General features: G+C 56.7%; 24 protein-coding genes and 2 pseudogenes. 22 read left to right on the top strand and 4 right to left on the bottom strand.

Going from position 1 to position 20,533, the window contains the following annotated elements:
- Positions 1 to 127: 127 nt before the first annotated feature.
- From QZ766_RS23085 to QZ766_RS13780, 5 genes and pseudogenes are all read left to right on the top strand, one after another.
- Positions 128 to 271: pseudogene (locus QZ766_RS23085) on the top strand (conjugation system SOS inhibitor PsiB family protein); the annotation flags it as partial.
- Positions 272 to 770: 499 nt separating this feature from the next.
- On the top strand, positions 771 to 1,043 hold the full coding sequence (locus QZ766_RS13765; protein WP_141496937.1) for an antitoxin: 273 nt from the start codon (positions 771 to 773) through the stop codon (positions 1,041 to 1,043).
- Positions 1,043 to 1,408, top strand: a complete 366-nt coding sequence (locus QZ766_RS13770) for a type II toxin-antitoxin system PemK/MazF family toxin (protein WP_123803252.1) — start codon at positions 1,043 to 1,045, stop codon at positions 1,406 to 1,408. The genes QZ766_RS13765 and QZ766_RS13770 overlap by 1 nt, the downstream gene beginning before the upstream one ends.
- Before the next feature lie 177 nt (positions 1,409 to 1,585).
- On the top strand, positions 1,586 to 1,903 hold the full coding sequence (locus QZ766_RS13775) for a HigA family addiction module antitoxin (RefSeq protein WP_021507955.1): 318 nt from the start codon (positions 1,586 to 1,588) through the stop codon (positions 1,901 to 1,903).
- 564 nt (positions 1,904 to 2,467) lie between these two features.
- On the top strand, positions 2,468 to 2,839 hold the full coding sequence (locus QZ766_RS13780; RefSeq protein ID WP_297202878.1) for a hypothetical protein: 372 nt from the start codon (positions 2,468 to 2,470) through the stop codon (positions 2,837 to 2,839).
- Positions 2,840 to 2,967: 128 nt separating this feature from the next.
- Here QZ766_RS13780 and QZ766_RS13785 read toward each other — a convergent pair.
- Together QZ766_RS13785 and QZ766_RS13790 are read right to left on the bottom strand one after the other, a co-directional pair.
- A protein-coding gene (locus QZ766_RS13785; RefSeq protein WP_297202880.1) for an IS3 family transposase occupies positions 2,968 to 4,088 on the bottom strand; the annotation gives its coding sequence in 2 pieces (ribosomal slippage) (positions 2,968 to 3,830 and positions 3,830 to 4,088; 1,122 coding nt in all).
- Positions 4,089 to 4,593: 505 nt separating this feature from the next.
- On the bottom strand, positions 4,594 to 4,764 hold the full coding sequence (locus tag QZ766_RS13790) for a hypothetical protein (protein ID WP_297202882.1): 171 nt from the start codon (positions 4,762 to 4,764) through the stop codon (positions 4,594 to 4,596).
- 78 nt (positions 4,765 to 4,842) lie between these two features.
- Here QZ766_RS13790 and QZ766_RS23090 point away from each other — a divergent pair.
- Positions 4,843 to 5,013 (top strand): annotated as a pseudogene (locus QZ766_RS23090) (amino acid ABC transporter permease); the annotation flags it as partial.
- Between the two features lie 164 nt (positions 5,014 to 5,177).
- Here QZ766_RS23090 and QZ766_RS13795 read toward each other — a convergent pair.
- Positions 5,178 to 5,633 (bottom strand): substrate binding domain-containing protein, encoded by a 456-nt coding sequence (locus tag QZ766_RS13795; protein WP_366509424.1) that lies wholly within the window; start codon positions 5,631 to 5,633, stop codon positions 5,178 to 5,180.
- A gap of 132 nt (positions 5,634 to 5,765) precedes the next feature.
- On the opposite strand from QZ766_RS13795, the gene QZ766_RS13800 reads away from it, so the two are divergent.
- Positions 5,766 to 6,416 carry an NAD(P)-dependent alcohol dehydrogenase gene (locus QZ766_RS13800; protein ID WP_297202884.1) on the top strand — a complete coding sequence of 217 codons (651 nt, stop codon included), beginning with the start codon at positions 5,766 to 5,768 and terminating at the stop codon, positions 6,414 to 6,416.
- Between the two features lie 190 nt (positions 6,417 to 6,606).
- On the opposite strand, the gene QZ766_RS13805 is transcribed toward QZ766_RS13800, so the two are convergent.
- Positions 6,607 to 7,275 carry a winged helix-turn-helix domain-containing protein gene (locus QZ766_RS13805; protein ID WP_297202885.1) on the bottom strand — a complete coding sequence of 223 codons (669 nt, stop codon included), beginning with the start codon at positions 7,273 to 7,275 and terminating at the stop codon, positions 6,607 to 6,609.
- 960 nt (positions 7,276 to 8,235) lie between these two features.
- On the opposite strand from QZ766_RS13805, the gene QZ766_RS13810 reads away from it, so the two are divergent.
- The 15 genes from QZ766_RS13810 to QZ766_RS13880 all read left to right on the top strand — a co-directional run bounded on the left by QZ766_RS13810 (position 8,236) and on the right by QZ766_RS13880 (position 20,528).
- Positions 8,236 to 8,802: a cytochrome b/b6 domain-containing protein gene (locus QZ766_RS13810; protein WP_297202887.1), complete on the top strand. Its 567-nt coding sequence runs from the start codon at positions 8,236 to 8,238 to the stop codon at positions 8,800 to 8,802.
- Between the two features lie 57 nt (positions 8,803 to 8,859).
- Positions 8,860 to 9,549, top strand: a complete 690-nt coding sequence (locus QZ766_RS13815; protein WP_297202890.1) for a VIT family protein — start codon at positions 8,860 to 8,862, stop codon at positions 9,547 to 9,549.
- Between the two features lie 827 nt (positions 9,550 to 10,376).
- The gene (locus QZ766_RS13820) at positions 10,377 to 11,879 is read left to right on the top strand and encodes a DUF4942 domain-containing protein (protein WP_297202892.1); all 1,503 of its coding nucleotides are present in this window, start codon (positions 10,377 to 10,379) and stop codon (positions 11,877 to 11,879) included.
- A complete protein-coding gene (locus QZ766_RS13825) occupies positions 11,863 to 12,285 on the top strand; it encodes a hypothetical protein (protein WP_297202894.1) in 423 nt (140 codons plus the stop codon). The genes QZ766_RS13820 and QZ766_RS13825 overlap by 17 nt, the downstream gene beginning before the upstream one ends.
- 25 nt (positions 12,286 to 12,310) lie before the next feature.
- Positions 12,311 to 12,661, top strand: a complete 351-nt coding sequence (locus QZ766_RS13830; protein WP_338107767.1) for a conjugal transfer protein — start codon at positions 12,311 to 12,313, stop codon at positions 12,659 to 12,661.
- A gap of 10 nt (positions 12,662 to 12,671) precedes the next feature.
- A complete protein-coding gene (locus QZ766_RS13835) occupies positions 12,672 to 13,307 on the top strand; it encodes a DotI/IcmL/TraM family protein (protein ID WP_297202896.1) in 636 nt (211 codons plus the stop codon).
- Between the two features lie 13 nt (positions 13,308 to 13,320).
- Complete coding sequence (locus QZ766_RS13840; protein WP_297202898.1) at positions 13,321 to 14,238, top strand: hypothetical protein; 918 nt, start codon at positions 13,321 to 13,323, stop codon at positions 14,236 to 14,238.
- Positions 14,213 to 14,779: a prepilin peptidase-dependent protein gene (locus tag QZ766_RS13845; RefSeq protein WP_297202900.1), complete on the top strand. Its 567-nt coding sequence runs from the start codon at positions 14,213 to 14,215 to the stop codon at positions 14,777 to 14,779. Before QZ766_RS13840 ends, QZ766_RS13845 begins: the two co-directional genes overlap by 26 nt.
- Positions 14,776 to 15,357 (top strand): conjugal transfer protein TraX, encoded by a 582-nt coding sequence (gene traX / locus QZ766_RS13850; protein ID WP_297202902.1) that lies wholly within the window; start codon positions 14,776 to 14,778, stop codon positions 15,355 to 15,357. The genes QZ766_RS13845 and traX overlap by 4 nt, the downstream gene beginning before the upstream one ends.
- A 1-nt stretch (position 15,358) precedes the next feature.
- Entirely contained in the window at positions 15,359 to 15,781 is a 423-nt protein-coding gene (locus QZ766_RS13855; RefSeq protein WP_297202904.1) for a hypothetical protein, read from the top strand.
- A 40-nt stretch (positions 15,782 to 15,821) separates the two neighbouring features.
- A complete protein-coding gene (locus tag QZ766_RS13860) occupies positions 15,822 to 16,244 on the top strand; it encodes a hypothetical protein (RefSeq protein ID WP_297202906.1) in 423 nt (140 codons plus the stop codon).
- Positions 16,245 to 16,293: 49 nt separating this feature from the next.
- Positions 16,294 to 16,497, top strand: a complete 204-nt coding sequence (locus QZ766_RS13865) for an Hha/YmoA family nucleoid-associated regulatory protein (protein ID WP_278708473.1) — start codon at positions 16,294 to 16,296, stop codon at positions 16,495 to 16,497.
- 137 nt (positions 16,498 to 16,634) lie between these two features.
- A complete protein-coding gene (locus QZ766_RS13870) occupies positions 16,635 to 18,773 on the top strand; it encodes a DotA/TraY family protein (protein WP_297202910.1) in 2,139 nt (712 codons plus the stop codon).
- Positions 18,774 to 18,839: 66 nt separating this feature from the next.
- A complete protein-coding gene (gene excA / locus QZ766_RS13875; RefSeq protein ID WP_072209970.1) occupies positions 18,840 to 19,505 on the top strand; it encodes a plasmid IncI1-type surface exclusion protein ExcA in 666 nt (221 codons plus the stop codon).
- Between the two features lie 111 nt (positions 19,506 to 19,616).
- The gene (locus tag QZ766_RS13880) at positions 19,617 to 20,528 is read left to right on the top strand and encodes a hypothetical protein (RefSeq protein WP_297202913.1); all 912 of its coding nucleotides are present in this window, start codon (positions 19,617 to 19,619) and stop codon (positions 20,526 to 20,528) included.
- The last annotated feature ends 5 nt before the right edge of the window (positions 20,529 to 20,533 follow it).

Genomic DNA, 20,533 nt, shown 5'->3' on the forward strand with positions numbered 1-20,533 from the left:
ACTGTTGCGATGACCTGCCTGGCAGGGCTGCCCTGCAGAATACCTCACCGGCCCGATAGACGGGCCGGATTCGTGACCAGAGACAGGGCTGAATATCATGATCTGAGAATAAAAATTTACACTCAGTACCCCGCAGGCGTTAACCGGCTGCGATTTTAAAGCTTACCGTGACCGCGGCGGAATCTTCCGTCAGCGCATGAGCGCAGCCTTACTTAACGCGCTGCAGTTGCCTGACAGCTGGCGCATGGACTGTGAAATGCGGGCCGAGTGAGGTGGGGCATATGCGGTATAACTGCGGCAGACCCGCGCGGATACGGCTGGGCTGGCCGTCGGGCTGTTCGCCGGTATGGCGTGCAATCGTCACAGACACCCGTCCCCGCTGCCGCCTGCGCCTGTACGTCAGCGATCGGCTCGAACCAGCGGCGCTGCAGGTGATACTTGCAAAAATCGCTGAGTACACGCGGGCGGGCTTCACCGGCGCCGGAGAGCTTGCCGCCGCGATTCGGATGGGGAGCACACGGTATGATCCGGACCTCACTGGCACTGGTGCTACTTCTGCCGGAGTAGCCAAACTCTATGGGAATATGAACTGACGCAGCATTAGAGAAACATCGCATGCATCGCTTCTTAAACCGGGAGATCGTGTGCAGCAGACCGTCAGCTATGAATGTTCTGTAAAAAATGATGCGATGATAAAATAGACAATATAGTGTGACTTAGTGTCACCCTATGGTAGTCTATGTGTTACTAAGTCACACACCGGAGGGCATATGGCATCAACAAGACTTCGTCAGCAGGGCGGGGCCGTCGTGCTGACCATCCCGAGCGACATTGCAGCAAGAGCGGGCTGGACAGTAGGCATCGAGCTGGACGTAACCGCTGAAGGCGAGACCGTAAATATTGTGCCGGTAGCTCGTGTACCGCGTGGTCGCCGCACACTGGCACAGCTGCTGGCCGGTATTGATCAGCAGGAAATCCATGGCTATAACGAAGAAACATCTGACGGCCTGAATGACGCGCCGCAGGGCAGGGAGCATATCTGATGGTTTCAAGGAGGGTGCCACAGAAGGGCGAAATCTGGCACGTAAACGGCGATCCGGTGGAAGGCCGTGAATTTAAGGGACCGCACTACTACCTGGTAATCTCGCAGCGAGAGCTGGTGGCCGCACTGGGAACAGCGGTTTGCGTGCCTGTAACAAGCGGCGGCGGCGCGTCACGCTCGCAGGGTGTGACCGTATATCTGGATGGCAACAGCACGGACACCGGTAAAGTGACCGGCGTAGCGCTGTGCTATCAGCTGCGCTCGCTTGACCTGACTGCGCGCAGAGCAAGTTATGCCGCTACGGTTGAGCCCCATGTTATGGATGAAATATTGTCGCTGGTGGTTGATCTTATCGATCCGCGTTAATCAATGTAGAGCTTAAAACGTAGCCTGCTGTTGAAGAATAAGATTATCGATTCTGGATATATGTCCTGAAGGGCGAAAGGAAAAACATTTTTTCATCACGGTCAGGGCTAACTGGTACATCACCTTCGAATTCACGGACGGTGATACTTATATTCTCAACCTGGAGGATTATCACTGATGGGCATGTTTAATCCCCCGCATCCGGGCGGCCTGATCACCGAGTATATTGAAGATAATAATATTGGCCTGCGCGTGCTGGCGAAAGAGCTGGGCGTGTCCGCTTCGGCGCTGAGCAAAGTCGCCAGCGGTAAGGCTTCTGTCAGTCCGGAAATGGCGGTGCGGCTGGAGGCGGGGCTGGGTATTGCGGCGCGTCTTTGGTTATCCATGCAGGCCGCCTGCGATCTGCACAAGGCGCGTGCCAATACAGACGTTTCAGGCGTACACCTGCACCCGGGCGTGCTGGCGGCTCCTGCAGAGGAACGACCGGGCAAATAATCCCGGTAACTGATACCCGCAGACCGCGCCACCTGGCGCGGTTTTTTTTGGATTTTCTGCCAGCATCTGAACAGCAACACCGACACCCTGCGGGCCGGGAAAAGCCGGTGCTGGCGCACCGGCCATCCCCGCCTGGCCGCTGATACCCTTCACGCGTTTAATGGATTCAGAGTCGTCAGTTCTCTGTTCAGCTGTTTCAGCCTGCCGCCGGAAAAGTCGCATTAACAGCAACAGCAACAGCCTGGGCCCCCTTCGGCTCCCCGGCAAGCCGGGTCGTCGAGCCCTATGTCGCTAAGCGGTACCGAACCCCTACGGGTTGCGGCCGCGAGCGGTTTCGGGCTGATGTCCAGGGTCAACGGCTGCAGACGGCTGCGCCGTCGCGTTCACCGTCCCGGCCTGCCTCCATGCCGCTGACGCGGCATTCAGGGGCAGGCTGCGCACTGCTCGCCCGCCTGTGACCTGCTACGGTTCCCTGCCCGGTATATCTCAATTACAATGTACCTTTAACCCCAGACAGCGTAATCCGCTGGCACAGGTCTTCTGAAAAAATGCCTCTGAGGATGTATGACCGAGAACGAAGAAGCAGAATTCAAACGGATGATGGGTATAGTGGTTAAGAAGTCCGTGGTCTGGTACCGCGAACAGGATTTCAGTCATATGAATGATGATGTCCGGATCGAGCTGGAAAGCCTGTTCAGTGAGGGTGACAAGTATGATCCTATGGCCAGCGTTACAATCAGCCTGAACCTGATGATGATGGGCAACGCATTGCAGGATAAACGCCTGAACGTACTTGCCGCCCGGGCGGCGCAGATGTCCGGTGATGTGAAAACGCTCGGCAAACCCGAAGGTAAGGTGGCGCTGCGCCTGCTGCTCGACGAAATCAGCGAACTGCTAAAAGAGTCTCAGTTTTATGAAGCGGATAAGGCAGATTAACTACGCTAAAAACACATAGGTGCTCTAATAATAAAGTTTTCTTTTTAAAAATTATTTAACCACCCAAAATTCTGATGATGCGAGGTTATGTACGCGTGATGACCTGCCCCCAGGATTAAATACAAAACTCAGTTAGTAATGTCGGATCCTTCACTCTCAGAATTACCCTTTCTCCAGCTCGCTGCAAATTCAGACGGCGTCTGATAATTCAGCGTGGAGTGCGGACGACATTCGTTATAATCCTGACGCCATTCGCTGATGGTTTTCCTGGCATGACTGACGTCGCTGAACCAGTGTTCATTCAGGCATTCATCGCGAAAGCGTCCGTTAAAACTCTCAATAAATCCGTTCTGTGTCGGCTTGCCGGGCTGGATAAGTCGCAGCTCCACTCCATGCTCAAAGGCCCACTGATCGAGCGCGCGGTAGGTAAACTCCGGGCCCTGATCGGTTCTTATCGTAGCCGGATAGCCGCGAAACAGCGCAATGCTGTCCAGAATACGCGTGACCTGCACTCCTGAAATCCCGAAGGCAACAGTGACCGTCAGGCATTCCTTTGTGAAGTCATCGACGCAGGTAAGGCACTTGATCCTGCGACCAGTAGCCAGCGCATCCATGACGAAATCCATCGACCAGGTCATGTTGGGCGCCGCCGGGCGGAGCAGCGGCAGACGTTCTGTTGCAAGCCCTTTACGACGACGTCTGTGTTTAACGCCCAGCCCGTTCAGATGATAAAGGCGGTACACGCGCTTGTGATTAACCAGAAGCCCTTCACGGCGCAGTAACTGCCATATGCGGCGGTAGCCAAAACGCCTGCGCTCCAGTGCCAGTTCAGTAATGCGCCCTGATAAATGGGCATCAGCCGCCGGACGCTGAGCATCATAGCGGCAGGTCGACAGGGACAAACCTGTGAGTCTGCAGGCACGACGTTGTGACAGACCGGTCGCATCACACATCAACACCACGACTTCGCGCTTCTGGTCTGTCGTCAGTACTTTCGCCCAAGAGCCACCTGAAGCGCCTCCTTATCCAGCATGGCCTCGGCGAGCAGCTTCTTGAGTCTGGCGTTCTCTTCCTCAAGTGACTTCAGGCGTTTAACCTCAGGCACCTCCATGCCGCCATACTTCTTACGCCAGGTATAAAACGTGGCGTCGGAAATGGCGTGCTTACGGCAGAGTTCCCGGGCAGAAACGCCGGCTTCAGCCTCGCGGAAAATACTGATGATCTGTTCGTCGGAAAAACGCTTCTTCATGGGGATGTCCTCATGTGGCTTATGAAGACATTACTAACATCGCGATGTATTAATCAACGGGGAGCAGGTCACTTCGTCTGTCAGCCGGCTTTTGCCAGCTTAGCTCGGGTGTGGCAGGCTTTAACTGCGGCGCTTTTCAGCCTTTACAACTTTATTTGCGCCAGCGGAACATACGTCATATCGGCTCTAATAAAAAACCGCCATCAGGCGGTTCGTCGTAGCTCGAATGAGGTGAGTTTCTTGCTAAGTAATTTATACCCAGTATCTTCGAATTGAGCCATTGTGAGTAGAACAGAATCCATGGGGCCGTAAAAGCCATATCCTGAGTACCAGAACCATACCTGCGGCCTGGATTTATCTCTGCCCACCCAACAGAAACCTGTTTCCATAATGGGTGTCCGGTTATGAGTGATTTTTAAACGTAGCACTTGTAAGCGGCAACCCCCAAAAATAAACAGGCAGGAAATTTACCACTTATAATCCAAAAGTTTTGAGCACTAAAAACTCACAAATTTAATGGATTGCTTATTACCGTATAGCCCATCTCCAGAAATCTTTGATGCTCAACCGGCGTATCCCGTGTAGGTGCAAACCATCCGCAGGGTGTGCCCTCATGGAAGAACCATACCTCTGGCTCTTCATTACCACGAACTACCCAGTAATATCCTTCTTTCATAGAAGCTTACTCCCTCAATGTAAGAGCGACTGAAGGATGCCGCCATGATTAATCATAGACTGTTAAAAAATAGCATCATCGGACGCACTCGCAAATTCCATTGAAGTTGTGGATATCTTTGCTCAGGCACAACCAACGGCAGCGCTGAACTTCTACAAACTCGAAGCCTTCCTGATTGCAATGGTGTACTACATGGTGATTGCCAGGGTAGTCACTGAGATTGCCGACAGGATTAAGGCAATGTTGCGCGCGCATCTGATGATTACTGTTGTAGCGAAGCGCCAGATCAGGGGCGTACTAATCAGTCCGGGAAGGTTTTCTGACGCTTTCTCTTCTACGCGCCTGTGTTTTCCTAAGACAGCACAGGCGCCAGGCCGCTTTCCTGAGTCAGCTTCAGGTTACGCTCAGCTGAATCACCAGCGCGGTGTGGAAAACCACGCGATCAACCAGTCTGTTGATGCGCTGATTTTTGCCGACTGCAGCTGGCTGGACGGTTTCATTAACCAGGCACCATCCTCGTCTGTGGCCTGCCAGTCCGACAGCACTGGCACCAGTGAACCCTCGGTCAGTTCTTTCTGTACCAGCCAGTCAGCCGCGGGTAACACCCCCAGCCCTGATTGTGCGGCCAGTATCAATGCATCCATTTCGTCACTCTCGTAACGCGTCTGAACAGGTACCGCGATCTGCTGACCGTTTTTCTCAAGTCGCCATTCTGGCCAGCTGTGCATTGGTGTGAATCCCAGACAATCATGCTGACGAAGTTCACGGGGATGCGTTAAAGGAGCATCCCGCGCCAGGTATTCCGGCGCGACGCATAAGATGCGGCTGGTATTTGCCAGCTTTCGCGCAATAAGTCTGCTGTCCGTCAGCCTGTACTACCTTGATCTGTCATTGGCGAGGGGTAAATTCGGCGCTGTTTTGCAGCAGATAATCCCCGGCGCAGACAGCGCCGGAGAAATCGTTGAGACAGGAGAGGGAGTCAAAGGCTGGCAGAATACGCGGTGGTCCCTGCTGAATCGCTGGTGCGTATACCTGATTTTCTGAATTGGCAGCAGGCCGCGACGTTACCCATCGCCGCAACAACCGCATGGAATGCCAGTGTGCGCGGTAAAATCCAGCCAGGCAGCAGCGTGCTGCTGCTCGGCACGGGCGGGGTAAGCCTGTTTGCGTTGCAATTTGCGAAAACTGCGAGGGCGATCATTGTTTCCTCTTCTGATAAAAAACTGGAAAGAGTGAAAGCCCTGGGGGCGGATGAAGGCATCAACTATCGCAAGGTGCCTGAATGGGACCAACGGGTGCTGAAACTTACCGATGGGCAGGGCGCCGATCTGGTACTGGAATCTTTAGGCGGCTCAACCTTTGCGAAATCGGTTAACGCAGCGGCGCTTAACGGCACCATTTTTGTGATTGGATTTGTGGGCGGCGCTGAAGTGAGCATGCCCGTTTTGCCCATCATGCAGAAGATGCTGAATATTGTGGGTAACAACACCGGTTCAACCTCCGATCTTCGCGAGGCGGTCAGGGCGATAGAGGCCGCCACGATTCATCCGCAAATTGATCGCATCTTTGATTTTGCCGATAAGCAGAAAGCTTATCATTATCTTGAGACAGCCGGACATGTCGGGAAAGTCGTCATTAATTTAAATAATTAAATTTAAATAGCCGGGGAGGGCCTGGCGCATGACTTAGTTACCGCTTTGCTTGAGCAGCGCATGCGGCGTCTGACCAGCATCGAAACGACAACATAAAGAAGACCAATTCCCCGAAAATGTGCATGGCGATTCAGTGGCAGAATGAATCGCTAAATAACTTTCCTCTGTGGGTATGTCGTATGAGCACACATCATTGTTGCTGGAATACATATCCAAGTCCGCGAATCGTTTTTATTCGCAATCCGCTGTCACGACATAACTTTTTCTTTAAACGACATATCAGCACGTTAATAACATCCTGATTTTGCAGATCAGCGTCTGAATATAGCTGTCGCATCATCTCATCTCGGGTGACGACCTTTCCAGTTCGCTTCATCAGGAGCTCCGCGACCATATACTCATAGTTCGTCAGCTCCACTTCTGTTCCATCCCTTAACAGTTGCCTGCCGGATAAATCCAGTTCATACGGTGGGAGCTGTATGCGGTTTGAAGCTATTCCCCTGCTTCTGCGCTCAATGGCACTCACGCGCGCTACAAACTCTTCTGCCTCAATTTCACCGGAAACGATGTCATCTGCTCCGGCTTCATATGCAGTAATCCTGAGATCTTTCGTACTTTCGGTGGCTGTCACTATTACCGGCGTCACGATCCCTTTCTTCCGATAACGACTGATAAGCGCGCAGTGCTGTTCGCACAGTTGGTGAGTGCTGATGATGAACACGTCAGGATGAAATCTTTTAAGCGAACGAAGTGCATTATCAATATCTGAAAATGTATCAGTCACAATCCCCAGCCTGGACATGAGCAAAGGAGCAAAGCAGGATGAAGCCTGATTTTTATCGAATATCAGAATGCGCATATGTCCACCAGAACCATAAAGTTAAAAATAACTTAACTAAAAAGCACGAAATGTCAAATTGCGTCACCATGATTTCTTATCCCATGAGATTGAAGTCTCATTCCTCCTCACCTGATATCATCATCGCTCAGCGTTAAGAAAGCCTGTCTCTGCAAGCCTTATGCACTGCATAGCTGCTGAGCAGAAATTCAACACTACGGAATTATTATTCATTAAAAATAATGTTAAAGGCGCGCATCATGATCAAGAAACCCATCTCATGGGCAGCCGGGAAGATGAGGAAACGCTGATATGCTCACTGCTCTCTTTTTTCATGCTCTGGTTCAGTCGGAGAAGGCTAGGAAGTCGATAAGTCGGTACCGACACCGCAGTAGCGTCTGCCAATCAGGCATAAAATGAAGATCAGGAAAGATACAGGAGCAGGCAACGAAGCGTGTAATGAACTGGTTCAGCCTTCCACCAGCACGTGATCTGGCCACAAAAAGTGTAAGACCGGCCCTGAAGTACAAGATTGTGTGTTCGCCGGACATGGTGTCCACGGCCTATTAGGCCAACGGATGCGCCTCATTCTTATCGGATGAGATTGATGAAACGCTAACGTGAATATTGCTGCATTTAATGTGCTATTGAAATATTCCGGAGGGCGAAAAGCAGAAGTCAACTATCAGCCCATCCAGGTTCGTTCAAACCATTGATTTATTAAGAACTGTGTCCGGTTCCACCTAAAATCTATGATAATAAATATTGTTATCAATTAGATTTAGAATGTGTAATCACGATCATTATGCAACAAAAACCGAACCGGTGTTCCTGGAATAACATTATCATGCTGACGGGAACAATTATCATTCAATAACGTTCCCATATACTGATTTATTTCGCTTGCATACTTCATACGGCTAAGGAAAAACTAATATTTCCAATTTAAGATATTTGAATAATCCTTTTTCTGGAGCGATCATGAAACTCAGCTTATTGGGTACGATTCCGTATAGCTATGCCCCCATCTTTCGCGGGCTTCACATTGCTATTGCACTACTTAGTTTATCCCAGATTGTAAATTCCAACTTCATTGACGCAGAGTTGCTTTCTGACAGCAGTTTCGAAGGGATAATGACTTGGATACACATTGTCTCAGGCTTTCTCCTGTTTTTTTTGGGTGTGGCACTGTTGGTATGGATGATCTCCCAGAGAGGATTTCGCTGGTACTACGCATGGGTCATGTTTGACTTCAGTGGCATCAGGCGCGATATCAGGCTGATAAGTCAGTTCAAGCTGCCCGAAGCCTCCCGGGGTGGCATTGCAGCTGCTGTACAGGGACTTGGTGTTCTCGCACTTATCGTTGTTGCAAGCTCTGGCGGAATTTGGTTTATTACAGAAGCATTTCTGAAAGCCTCATCTGATATAACTGAATACTATATCGGCCTGCATAAATTTCTGACGACGTTCATCGAAATATATTTTTACGCGCACGGCCTGATGGGTTTACTGCATATATTCCTGGCAAGAAAGACAGCTATATCATAGTCAGCAAACAACAATTATGCGCACTTTATGAGGCGCACGGTACTTTCAATTTGAGGAATGGTCGTGATCCCCGGAGAAACTCATAAAATTTCACGCTCTGGCTGGCTCCGTGCCGCAGTATTGGGTGCCAATGATGGCATTGTTTCTACAGCCAGCCTCCTGACTGGCGTAGCAGCCGCCAACAGCTCAACTCACAATATTCTTATCGCAGGTGTGGCCGGGCTGGTGGCAGGAGCGATGTCTATGGCGACAGGCGAATACGTTTCTGTTTCATCGCAGTCTGATACCGAGCGCGCCGCGATTGCTGAAGAGCAGGCTGAACTGGATAGCAACTTCCAGGCTGAAACTCACGAACTCGCCGCCATTTACCTGCAACGTGGCCTCAGCAGAGAATTAGCGCATGACGTTGCCACTGCACTGATGAAACATGACGCCCTTGATGCACATACCCGCGATGAGCTCGGCATCACTGATATCTCAGCTGCGCGGCCACTTCAGGCAGCGCTGTTTTCTGCGGGCAGTTTTACCGCGGGGGCGGTAATTCCGCTAGTTGTGGCACTGACGTACCCCGGTATAGCCGGTATAGTTATATCAGCACTACTGGCGCTTATGATTCTGGGGGCCGTCGCAGCCAGAGCCGGCGGAGCACCGGTGATGCGAAGCATTATACGCGTCAGTTTCTGGAGTACTCTTGCAATGGCGTTATCTGGTGTGACAGGCGCGTTGTTCGGGCACTTTGCCGGATAAGTTCTACAGCTCACTATTTCTGCTTTTTTGATTCATATATAAATAATCAATCTTCAGAGCGCCCGCAAACCCAAAGGCACCCGTAATGACCGCGGTGTCTGAAATTAAAGATAAATAATTGATTGTACAGTGAAATCGGTCATATCTATTTAAATCAATGAAATCATGACGCTCCTAATCTGCGTTATATCCATGATTAGCAGTGTTCTCACCGACAACTTCACCTGAAAAACGCACAGGTAAGCCTGAAGTGCACCAGCAGTGTCGTAAAGAGAAAAGGGCAGGTCGCTGCAGCAGCGCAGCCATTTCCAAAACACACAAACCGGGCATGGTCCCCTCGGGGCCAGCCCTGGCGGGCAGTCGTCGTGCCTCTCTCCGCTAACCGGCAAAGCCGGTAAGCACAGCCAAACCCGCTAGCTGATTCGGGTCTGCCGGCTAGAAGCTGATGCCAAAGATCAATGGCTGCAGGCGGCTGCGCCGTCGCGTTCACCGTCCCGGCTTGGCGCCGGGCCTTTAAGGTCAGTCCGCGGGGCGGCCTGAAACTTCCCTCCTGACGCTTCCCTGCATTCCGGCCAGCCCTTGCGCGGAGGGCTGGTCGTAGCACCGCCGGCTCAGGCAGAAAGGGGTGAAATGTACGCCGCCAAAAACTTTTTGCCAGGGGCGTCAAAAACTTTTTGTCGTCGCCCCTTTATGCCTTCACTTCGTCGTTGCTCCTTTGCCCCTGCCGCGAAAGGCCAGACCGGAAAGAGAAAACCCGCGTCAGAGAAGGCCTTTGTTGGTTCCGCAGCACGCGCTGCACTACTCAACCGAATTTAAGGAGCTATGCCATGCAGAACACCCCCGTAAACGTCACCCCTGATGCGACCACCGATCGCGCACCGATTACCGCCGCCGGCGATGTCATTACGGATACATTTTTTGCGCCTGCAGACACCGACCTGATTGACGGGCTGCTGGGCAGTTACCGCCTTATGCGTACAAAGTTAGCGGATATTTCTGCCACTATTCGCAGCGGTGTGAACAGCGAAGCTATCGCATATTTTCTGAGCGGCAACCTGCACCGGGAACGGGGTTATCACGTGCCCCCGGTAGGAAAGCTGTTCGACCTGCCCGGAGCGGTTGCGTCGCTGAATGCTGACTTCTGGCAGAAGGCGCTGAGCCTGACCGACGTTTACGAGTACATGCCCAACGAGCGCCGCAACGAGTGGAACGAACAGATCCGCGAGATGAAAGCGCCAGATTTTGAAGAAAATGCGGTGCGTGCGACGCTCTCTGAGCTGCTTTTCTCTCGTCAGAAATTTTTCTCCGAGCGCGTTGACGGCATTTTCCGCAGCCTGTCTCGTAGCCACGTGACCAACCGCCCGGAAGGTTTCAGCAAGCGGATGATCATTGAATGCATGTTCGATCAGTGGGGCATGTGCAACTACGACCGCACCGGCTATGTGGACGACCTGCGCAAGGTGATCGCGAAGTTCATGGGCCGCGATGCGACCGGCCTGAACACCACCAACAAAATTCTGAAAATTGCGCGCGACCGTTCAGGGGAATGGGTTGCCATCGACGGCGGCGCACTGCGCGTAAAAGCCTTTATGAAAGGCACTATCCATCTGGAGATCCATCCGGACATGGCCTGGCGTCTTAATGACATTCTGGCTTTCCTGCATCCGGCGGCTATCCCTGCGGAGCACCGTCAGAAGCCGCGCACTAAGGTAAAAAGTTTTGATCTGCATTCGAATCTGCTGCCTTTTTCTGTCCTGAGCGTACTCGGTGATCTGGAGACAGAACGCACCGAACCTTTAAAGCGCAACCGCTGGGAAGAACCGAGCCCGCCGGTCACTACAAACCCTTTTAACCGCCGCATTAAGGGTTATTCGGATGAAGATAAGGCCGCACGCGTGGAAGCGGAAAAAGTGCTGCTGAGCCTGGGCGGCGTGAAAATGAATATTAACGCTTTTACCTGGTTTGAATTCGATTACGACCCGACCACGGCGCTTGAAGATATTCAGCTTTCCGGCGCGCTGCCTGAGCAGAAAACACATCAGTTTTACCCGACCACAGGCAAGCTCGCCGCGCAGCTGCTTGACGAGGCGGACATCCGGGAGGGGGAAACCTGCCTGGAGCCGAGCGCGGGCATGGGCGGCTTAGCCGACCTGATGCCGGAGGCGCAGACGACCTGCGTCGAGATTTCGCCGCTGCACTGCCGCGTGCTGGAGGCCAAAGGCCACAACGTGATCGAAGCTGATTTTCTGGCGTGGGCGCGATCCTCTCTCGGCGCCGCGTCCGGCGCACAACGAACGCGCCGGCGCGCCGGTCATGTCGGCATGGGGTGACGACGGGCGCCCGGACCTGCTGCTGGTGCAGGGCGACGGCGACTATCTGCAGGGCGTTGTTCGCCAGAACGGCATTTATAACCACGTTCTGGTCAGCCTGCCGGGCAGCAAAGACGCCCCGCCAATGGTGGTGAACGTGCTGACGACCGAAGGCGCGCAGCCCATCGGTAACGGTAACGGCATCAACCGATCCAGCGGCCAGCCGGTGCCGCGCGAGCACGTCGTCATCCGCCTGAACGGCGATGACAAGCCGCGCATCGCGAAGCTGGACGCACCCGCAGAGGTGCCGGCCACGCTCCACGCCCGTCTCGGCTACGACGAGCGCTACAAGGCCGAGCCTGTCTACCCAAAGGAACAGCCGGCGGCACCGCAGGCAGCCCCGGCGACACCGCTCCGCCCGGTGTGAGCCACTATTTAACCGGAGAACTTACGTGAAAAAACAAATGGTGACCGCCCTCGTGGCGGTTTTTTTCTGCTGCACCTCGCTCAGCGCCGGCGCCGCCTCGTGCCGCGCCGGCAGCGCTGCGCAGGCCGGCAGCGAAGCCGGCTATAACGCCGCGAAGAAGGCCAGCGACGCCTGGTCTGAACGGGAAAGCCAGATGTCAGATCAGATGCAGAACTGCCTTTCCGGCATCCGCAATATCTCCATCAGCCTGCCGCACCTGCCGAGCCTGCAGGACATCATGAATCAGGCGTCAGAGAAGGTCTGCAGCGCCATGACTGACAAAATCAACAGCTACCTGCCGGACAACATCGATCCGTGGCAGTCGTACGGCATGTAAGGAGTGACGTATGCAAAACCCTCAACCCGCCGCGCTGCCCGAGGGCGCGGCCGCTGCCATAACGGATCCTGACGCCTATGAGCATGCGGTGCAGGCGCAGCACGAGCGGTCGCTGGGCGCAGAGTTTGCGCGCAGCTGTCTGAAAAAGCTGGGCTGGAGCCTGACGGTCAACGTCATTCAGGGCATCGCTATCTGCGTGCTGGTTGTCATGTACTGGTACGTGCCCCGGGAGTATTTCGCCACGGAGGCCGGCCGCATCACGCCGGTTTACGGGACGAACAAGCCGGTCTGGAGCGAAAGCGACGTGCGGCAGTTCGGGGCGGACACCATCAACCAGGCCTTTACGCTGGACTTTGTTCACTACCGCGATCAGATAACGGCGGTGTCACCGAACTTCTCTGAGGAAGGGTTTGCCGGCTACAACCAGGCGCTGACCACCGGTTCTAACATCCTGTCGCTGATCCGGGACAAGCGCATGAACCTGACCAATACGGCCGAGCCTGGCGTCATTACGCGTCGCGGCATCATCGGCGATCGCTACACGTGGGAGTTCCAGTATCCCGTCACGCTGAAGCTGCAGGGCCAGAACAGTAGACCCCGCGCGTGGCGTTCTCCGTTGACGGGCGCACCGAAGCCCTCAGCATAGCCCTGGAGTAATCATGAGCGATCAACAGAACACCGGCGGCAGCAACATCCGGCTGATGGCCAGCCTGATCGTGGGCGGGATTGTGGCGGTGGTGGGCGGCGGCTACGCGCTGTGGAGCTACCTGGCCGCGCCGCCCCCCGCGGTCTCAAACGTCAACCTGAACCGGGTAGCCGGTACCGCGCAGGTGAACGCGCAGGAGCAGCCGGACTACCGCGAAAAGCTGCGCGAAAGCAACGCCCTGGGGGCACGGAACGCCACGGCCTCAAACCAGAGCTTTATCGCCAGCATCCCGCTGGAGCAGGACGTGATCGCGCCGAAGGAACCGGCGAAGGTCGCGCCGGTTGTCGCGCCGCGCGAGCTGCCGCGCCCCCAGGGGACCGGGCGCACGCAGGAGCAGGAAAAGGCGCTGGCCGAGACCCGCCAGAAATCGCTTGCCGCCCTGCTCGCGAAGATGCAGGCCCCGCCGGCGACCGGCGAACTGCCCGCCGCGCAGCTGCTGGGCGGAAAGGACAGCGGCTGGGCAAACTGGCGCGATTCGCTGCCCGGGAGTTACGTGCAGCAGGCCGCCGCGCGCAGCCGGCAGGCTGCGGCGAATACGCCGCCTGCGACCGTGGTGGTCGATCCGTACTGGCGCGGGCCGGGTGAGATTTATACGGGCGTGAATTCCGACAACGGCACCACGCCGGTGCTGGGCCGCATTACCACCGGTAAATACGGGGGCGCCGTGCTGAAGGCGCCGGAGGGGGCGAAGTTGTCCGGTGACGGCGTCGTCATTCACTTCACCACCATGGCGCTGAACGGTCAGAACTACAAGGTCGGCCTTCTGGAATACGCCGCGCTGGTCACGGCTGTGGCAGGCGTGGCGCCTTGCACCGGGGCAGACGCAGGAGGGCGACGTCTGGAACGTGCTGGATGCGCTGCGGCACGTTAATGCGGCGGACGGCGCCGCTGCGGTGGCCGCCGCGCTGTTCCCGGCGGAGACCTACAGTGACCTGACCCGGCGCCTGATGGCCTGCGTCATCGGGTTTGCGGATGACACGGGGCACTTCAGCGGCGACGCCGCCGGGTTCGGCGCGCTGGCCGGGCAGCTGTGGGCGGACGATCTGTGGATTGCCCTGGCGCGCTGGGGCCGTCAGTACCCTTATCATCCGTCCCTTCAGGCCGCGCGTGAGCTGCTCACGCATGACGGCGCCGGTGACGCCGCCGCGGCCATCCGCAGCCGCATGGCCATTTACCATCACCCGCACGTGGCCGAGACGTTTACGGGCGCGCCGGGGGTCAGCCTCAGCACGCTGAAACTGCGGCCGGGGCAGGTGATCTTCCTGACGCCCGACATCCGCTGCATGGAAAGCATGGACCTGACTTCCGTGTATGGCTTTCTCGCGAGCGCCCTGCAGACGATGGCGGCGCTTCATTCCGAAACGTTCTCACTCGTTGAGCCCGTCCTGACCGCAGAAGGAGATGCCCTGTGAAAGATAATGATGCCGCCGCCCCGCAGGGCGGCGCTGCGACCGGCCGCCGTATGGCGAAGCGCGCGGGCTGGATTGCCCTGAATATCTTCCTGCCGGCGTGGGAGGTGTCCAGCTGGAGCCGCCACGCGGGGAGAAACGTCTCCCGCCTGTGGCAGCGCCTCCGTGAGGTGACCGCGGGCCGCGGCGCGGGCGACTACCGCCCCGCGAGCTGGGTGCAGGCGGTCGCAGACAGCGGCCTGACGCCTGAACGGCTGGCGCGTAACCTGCGCATCAGCCGCTGGATCTGGTGGGGGCTGATGTGGCTGACCGGCCTGCCGGTGGCGGGCTTTCTGCTGATGCTCATCGCCGCCGGCAGCAGCATCAGCGGTACCGGCTGGCTGCGCGTGGGCATCGTGATGTGCGTGCTGTTGCTGCTGGCGGCCACCGGCTTCGTGCAGGCGCTCGGGGTGAGCTACCGGCTGTGGCAGCTCACGGAAAAGCGGGTCTCGGCGTCAGAGAACGGCAGTTTTCAGGCGTTTCTGCAGGAGACGCGCTGGCGCCGCCTCGTGTTAAGCGGCGGTCTGCTCGGGGGAAAATAAGATGCGGGAAATCCGGCGGGAGCAGCAGCTTATCGGGCTGTGCACCCTTCTTGACGACACGGGGCTTGGCGAGCGACGCGAAACCATCATGCACCTGGTGCACAGCGCGCGGCGGGCCAGCCACGCGCGGGAGGCCGGGGAGGCGACCGGACTCTGTCTCAGTGCGCTGAAGCAGCTGCGCAGGGCGCGGCATTCACTGCGTGTGGCGGGGGCCGGCGCTGACGCGCTGTCGCCGCTGGATGCCGCCATTGCCGGACTGCAGTCCGTGTGTGATGAGGCAATGGCGCAGGCCATGGAGGCTGCGGTGCTGCGGCTGTTCGGCAGGATAGCGCTTCTCTCCGTGCTGCTGCCTGCCGGCGTGACCGCGGTGCTGTTCGGGGCGGGCGTGCTGATCCATATCCTTTGCGGCACGCTGACTTTCTGACTACAGTGAATGCCGGCCGGCGCCGGCAGGAGGAAACAGGATGTATATGCGACTTGATGTGTTTGCGGAACTGCTGGGCGTCCTGCCCGGCGAGCTGCTTCACGCGGCCCGCACCGGCGGCCTTCTCGACGGCATGCCGCTGCCCCGCCGGCGGCAGGTGCGCGGCGCGGCCGTGATGTTTGACCACGCAGAGGCGATGGCGTTTGCGGCCAGTTGGCGCGCGCGGACGCCTGAACCCGCGCCGGCGCCGTCCGGTGCGCCGCTGGTCGCGCTCGATGCCGCTGCAGAAGAAGCCGGCATCGCGCCGCTGGCGCTGTGGCAGGCGGTAAACACCGGGAAAAAACTCCGGGGCGTTGCGCCGCCGGCAGCGGAAAAAAGCGCTCATGGCCAGCTGCTCTTTGAGCCGGCCGCCGTTGCGCAGTTTGCACAGCGTTATCGCAGCGCGCTGAAAAAAAGTGAATAATTATCAGGAATATCCCCGTATCCCTTTCTGCCTTAAGGATGAGAATCCCATGACACGAACCGACTGGCTGTTCAGGTTCCGCCGCTACAACACGCTGGACATGCTCGATAAGGTGTACGAGCACCTCTATTACACCGGTGACCCCTCTGAAGAGTTTACGATGACGCAGGCCTATGACCACCGCAAGGCGGAGCTTGCCGCCGGAAAACTGTTTGATCGCGTGCCGGCGCACGTCTGGCAGTTCGTTAAATAACAGGCTTCCTGCGTCGCCTTCCCGGGCGGCGCCCGTAACGCCGGTGCGCGTTCCCGCTCGCTGAAACACCCCTTAAACCGGCCGCACAGGCGGCTTTCACGCGTTTCCATCCGCTAATCCTGATCTGCAGGTTAATCATGAAGCTACTGACAAAAATTCAGGCGGCGGCGCTGCTGTGCGCCGCGTCCTGCCCGGCATTTGCCGACGGTGTGGACTACCAGACCATCAGCGACGCCGCCAGCAAGACCAGCGATCTGTCCCGGCAGGCGCTGGTGATGATATTCGGGGATGTGGTGATCACGCCGTTCCAGCCCGGTCAGGTCACGCTTATCGGCTCGCTGTTCGCGCTGCTGAACGGCGTACTGTGCACCGTGGCGCTGGTATGGTTCCTCACCGTCACGCTGAAAACCCTGTTTAAGGGCGGGCAGGACGGCAAGGTGTTCAGCCAGGGCCGGACCTGGCTGCATCCCGTCATGAGCCTTGCCGGCTTTATGACGCTCATCCCCACCGCGTCAGGCTGGTCGCTGTCGCAGCTGATAATGCTGTGGGCGGCGTCCACCATGGGGATCGGTAGCGCGAACCTGTTAACGGACAAGGCGGCCGACATGATAAGCGGCGGCATGTCGCTGGTCGTGCAGCCCACGGCGCCCTCCACGCGCTCGGCGGCGCGCGCGGTGTTTGAGGTGAACCTGTGCAAGTACGCCACGAACCGGGAGCTGTCATCGCTGTACCAGGACGGACAGGCACGAACCGCGCTGATGCAGACGAAGGGCGGGAACGGCGACTACACCACGGGCAACGGCAGCGCGGTCTGCGGCAGCGCCCGCATTCCTGAGCCGTCAGAAGGCGTTATGGACAGCCTGTTCGGCTCCGCCGTGAACACCGCCAGCGTGACGGCCGCCTCGCGCAGCGCGCTGGACACGATGCAGTCCACGCTGGACGTGGCGGCGCAGGCATACGTTGATGCGTATCTGAGTAAGCGCGACCAGGACAGCGGCACGCTCATCGATCCGGAAACCACCATTCAGAACGCGGCGGCCGCGTATGAAACCACGGTCAATAACGCGCTGAACCAGCTCAACTATAAAGACTCGCTGCAGAGCCAGCTGACCACGCAGCTCAGGGCCTATGGCTGGATTTCGCTGGGCGCCTGGTACAACACCTTTGCGACTGCCAACAGCAAAACCAGTGAAGTGGCCAACGCAGCACCGGTCACGTCAGGCACGAGTCTGCACGGCGAAACCGGCACCGGCGACCTGTATCACCAGGTGTTTTCGGCCTACCGGTCTCAGGTGCAGAACAGCACTTACACGGCACCACTGGGCACGCAGACGGCGAAGGATGATGGTGCAGCTTCCAGTGCTGTTAATCCAGACGCAGTATTCATTAGTATTCTTAAAAATCCAATGCAGAGGATTACAAAGGCAATTGCAACGGTTCAGATTGGCACCCCGGCTGACTTTTCGAGTCAGGTTAACCCTCTGATAAAAATGCAGACTATTGGTAATTACACTCTATTGGCAACAGAAGGCGCGCTGACTACGTATACGCTGGCATATGCCGCGGCATCAGCCACAGACAATTCAGTGCTGGGAAGCGTCGGAAGAATACTTCCTTTTAACCTGACAGCAGCCGCTAAAGATATATTGGCTCAACTGTCACCACCTTTTTACTTTTTGTTATTACTGTTGTTTGCAGTGGGTTTTTCACTGGCCGTATTCTTGCCGGCGGTACCGTTTCTGTACTGGATGGTGGGGGTGTTCAACTGGCTGGTCAGCGTCATGGTGGGATGTGCTGCGGGCCCGATGTGGTCTGCAACTCACCTGGGTGCTGAGGAGGATAAGGGTAGCCGCAGCGCCTATGGTTATATTTTCCTAATCGATATGATGCTTCGCCCCTCGCTCATGGTGCTCGGGTTCTTTTTTGCCTCGGTTGCCGTTATGGCAGGCGGGACACTACTGAACCTGCTGTTTGGTACCGCACTGGCTAATGCAAACGCCGATTCAATCGTTGGGGCGTTTATAATGACGGGGTGGCTGTTGATTTACGCCCGCATAGCGACCTTCGGTGTGACACGCGTATTCGGACTGCAGGCAACGCTGGCTGATTATGTCATTACGTTTTTAGGCGGTGCAGGTATGGCAGGCATCATGGGCGGGCTTGTTGATGACGTTAAGGGGATGTTCGCATCTGCAGGAGGCGGGGCACGGAGAACGCCCGGTCTACAGAAAGCCGCCAATTCTGAAGGTCCCGGTAATAAAGATGGCGTCAGGTAATTATACCTGGCTTTATTTACAGTCATGCGTATAATTTAATCAGAGGAAATGCGGCAGGAGGATGCCATGAAACCTATTCAACGCCATGATAAACCAATTGATTCTATATGGGCTATAGTTCGGGTTTTCTATTATTTTTTGGCCCTGCCTTGTCTGGTATTACTTGCCTTAGCAAGCATCCTAATCTACTCAGGAAACGAACCTGGGGGACATGATCCATATATGGCTTATCTGTTTATCATTATTTGGGCAGGGATCATCATTCCATTAGGCTATCGTCGTTTCAGTATTATCCGGCGCCGTAGCCAGCTTAAAAAGATGGTCGTGCTACTCACCAGTGACGAGCGTTTCAGCCCGCTGAAGCAGCATCAGGTGATGGATGCGGGCCGTGGCAAATACCTGGGCATCGATATTAAATCCGGCAACATTCTGTACATCAATATGGTGAAAAAAGGCGTCGTTGACGTTATCGGTCTCACCATGCGCGACTGGACAGATCGCGAGCTGGAAGACGGCACGCTGCGCCTGAACACCAAAAATCCTGAGGTACCGGTACTGAGCGTTAACGCGCATCCGACGGTGGCCAGTGAGCTGTATAATACGCTCGGTGCGATGAGCCACAACAGCTACCCTGAATCGTTCCCCCAGGAGCCATGGCCACTGCACGTGAGTATCCAGAGCCGTTTCGTTGAGTTTGAACACGACGTGGTGGTTCCTCAGGCCAGCAACTGATTACTCCTGACATCCTGACGCTTTTCCCCTGACACCGGCCACCGCGCCGGTGTTTTCTTATCTGCAGTCCGGCGGGCTCCCGCGTCCGCTACCGCTTCCGGAAACGCTTACATGAATACCTATCACCCGAACGCCGCCGGCAGTAACGAGTCGGCAATGGTGTTGCTTACCTGTGGGCTGGTGCTCCTGCTCTGCTGGCTCTTTTTCGCCGACTTCGTGCGCTGGAGCTGCTGGTCCCTCTACTGGCTGTGGCGCTTAGCCGACTTTCCCCACATTCACCGCTACGCCGCGGAGCGCATCAACCTGCTGGCCTCGACCAGCAACGGTGCGGATTCGGTGGCATTCAGCGAATGGCGCGACGTCATGAACCACACGGCCGGCATCCTGTTTGTGCCCATGCTGCCCCTGGTCGTCGTGACCAGCTGGGCGCTGGCGCGTCACCCGGCGCTGGGCTTTCGCAGCCGGCGCGCGATCGACATTCATTCACTGCCCCGCGTGATGGCCACCTTTGCCCCTTCGGTGATACCGGTGCTGTCCGGGCACCGTGGGGACGGCCTGATGAACGACACCACGCCGGAAAACGCCTGGGCGCAGAAGCCGGAGGAGTTTGCCGACGTGCACGGGCTGATTAAGCGCCGGGTACTTGACCGCGCCGCAGCGACGGCCCTGTTCGACGCGCAGACCGGCCCGGCGATGATGCCCCCGGATCAGTGGCAGCCGCACGAGCGCGCGCTGCTGGCCATCTTTGGCCTGCAGGTCTTCTCCGGAGACCGTAAAGCGGCCATCGTCGCGCAGGCCCGCGCGGAGCAGCTGGCCGCCCGGCTCGGCCTGCCGTGCCCGCCACTGATGACCGGCGAGGCGGTCGACGGGCTGCAGCTGGAGCTCGAGTCGCTGTGGCTCGTATACCCGCGCGACGTCCGGCCAAAACGCGCGAAACCGCAGCGCGAAATGCCGTTCCCTGACGCACTTTATCTGCCCGGCGAGGGCGAAGACGAATTTACTGACGGCGCCGTCGCGCGCTGAGACAA

It is taken from the genome of uncultured Pluralibacter sp., from assembly GCF_913775985.1.
GTDB lineage: Bacteria > Pseudomonadota > Gammaproteobacteria > Enterobacterales > Enterobacteriaceae > Pluralibacter.

What these genes read in the sequence shown, in the direction of transcription:
- QZ766_RS13840 (WP_297202898.1), top strand. Translation starts at nt 13,321, where the DNA reads ATGAGCGATCAACAGAACACCGGCGGCAGCAACATCCGGCTGATGGCC.
- QZ766_RS13860 (WP_297202906.1), top strand. Translation starts at nt 15,822, where the DNA reads ATGTATATGCGACTTGATGTGTTTGCGGAACTGCTGGGCGTCCTGCCC.
- QZ766_RS13835 (WP_297202896.1), top strand. Translation starts at nt 12,672, where the DNA reads ATGCAAAACCCTCAACCCGCCGCGCTGCCCGAGGGCGCGGCCGCTGCC.
- QZ766_RS13880 (WP_297202913.1), top strand. Translation starts at nt 19,617, where the DNA reads ATGAATACCTATCACCCGAACGCCGCCGGCAGTAACGAGTCGGCAATG.
- QZ766_RS13865 (WP_278708473.1), top strand. Translation starts at nt 16,294, where the DNA reads ATGACACGAACCGACTGGCTGTTCAGGTTCCGCCGCTACAACACGCTG.
- QZ766_RS13810 (WP_297202887.1), top strand. Translation starts at nt 8,236, where the DNA reads ATGAAACTCAGCTTATTGGGTACGATTCCGTATAGCTATGCCCCCATC.
- QZ766_RS13825 (WP_297202894.1), top strand. Translation starts at nt 11,863, where the DNA reads ATGTCGGCATGGGGTGACGACGGGCGCCCGGACCTGCTGCTGGTGCAG.
- QZ766_RS13855 (WP_297202904.1), top strand. Translation starts at nt 15,359, where the DNA reads ATGCGGGAAATCCGGCGGGAGCAGCAGCTTATCGGGCTGTGCACCCTT.
- QZ766_RS13805 (WP_297202885.1), bottom strand. Translation starts at nt 7,275, where the DNA reads ATGCGCATTCTGATATTCGATAAAAATCAGGCTTCATCCTGCTTTGCT.
- excA (WP_072209970.1), top strand. Translation starts at nt 18,840, where the DNA reads ATGAAACCTATTCAACGCCATGATAAACCAATTGATTCTATATGGGCT.
- QZ766_RS13815 (WP_297202890.1), top strand. Translation starts at nt 8,860, where the DNA reads ATGGTCGTGATCCCCGGAGAAACTCATAAAATTTCACGCTCTGGCTGG.
- QZ766_RS13790 (WP_297202882.1), bottom strand. Translation starts at nt 4,764, where the DNA reads ATGAAAGAAGGATATTACTGGGTAGTTCGTGGTAATGAAGAGCCAGAG.
- QZ766_RS13765 (WP_141496937.1), top strand. Translation starts at nt 771, where the DNA reads ATGGCATCAACAAGACTTCGTCAGCAGGGCGGGGCCGTCGTGCTGACC.
- QZ766_RS13870 (WP_297202910.1), top strand. Translation starts at nt 16,635, where the DNA reads ATGAAGCTACTGACAAAAATTCAGGCGGCGGCGCTGCTGTGCGCCGCG.
- QZ766_RS13780 (WP_297202878.1), top strand. Translation starts at nt 2,468, where the DNA reads ATGACCGAGAACGAAGAAGCAGAATTCAAACGGATGATGGGTATAGTG.
- QZ766_RS13775 (WP_021507955.1), top strand. Translation starts at nt 1,586, where the DNA reads ATGGGCATGTTTAATCCCCCGCATCCGGGCGGCCTGATCACCGAGTAT.
- QZ766_RS13770 (WP_123803252.1), top strand. Translation starts at nt 1,043, where the DNA reads ATGGTTTCAAGGAGGGTGCCACAGAAGGGCGAAATCTGGCACGTAAAC.
- QZ766_RS13820 (WP_297202892.1), top strand. Translation starts at nt 10,377, where the DNA reads ATGCAGAACACCCCCGTAAACGTCACCCCTGATGCGACCACCGATCGC.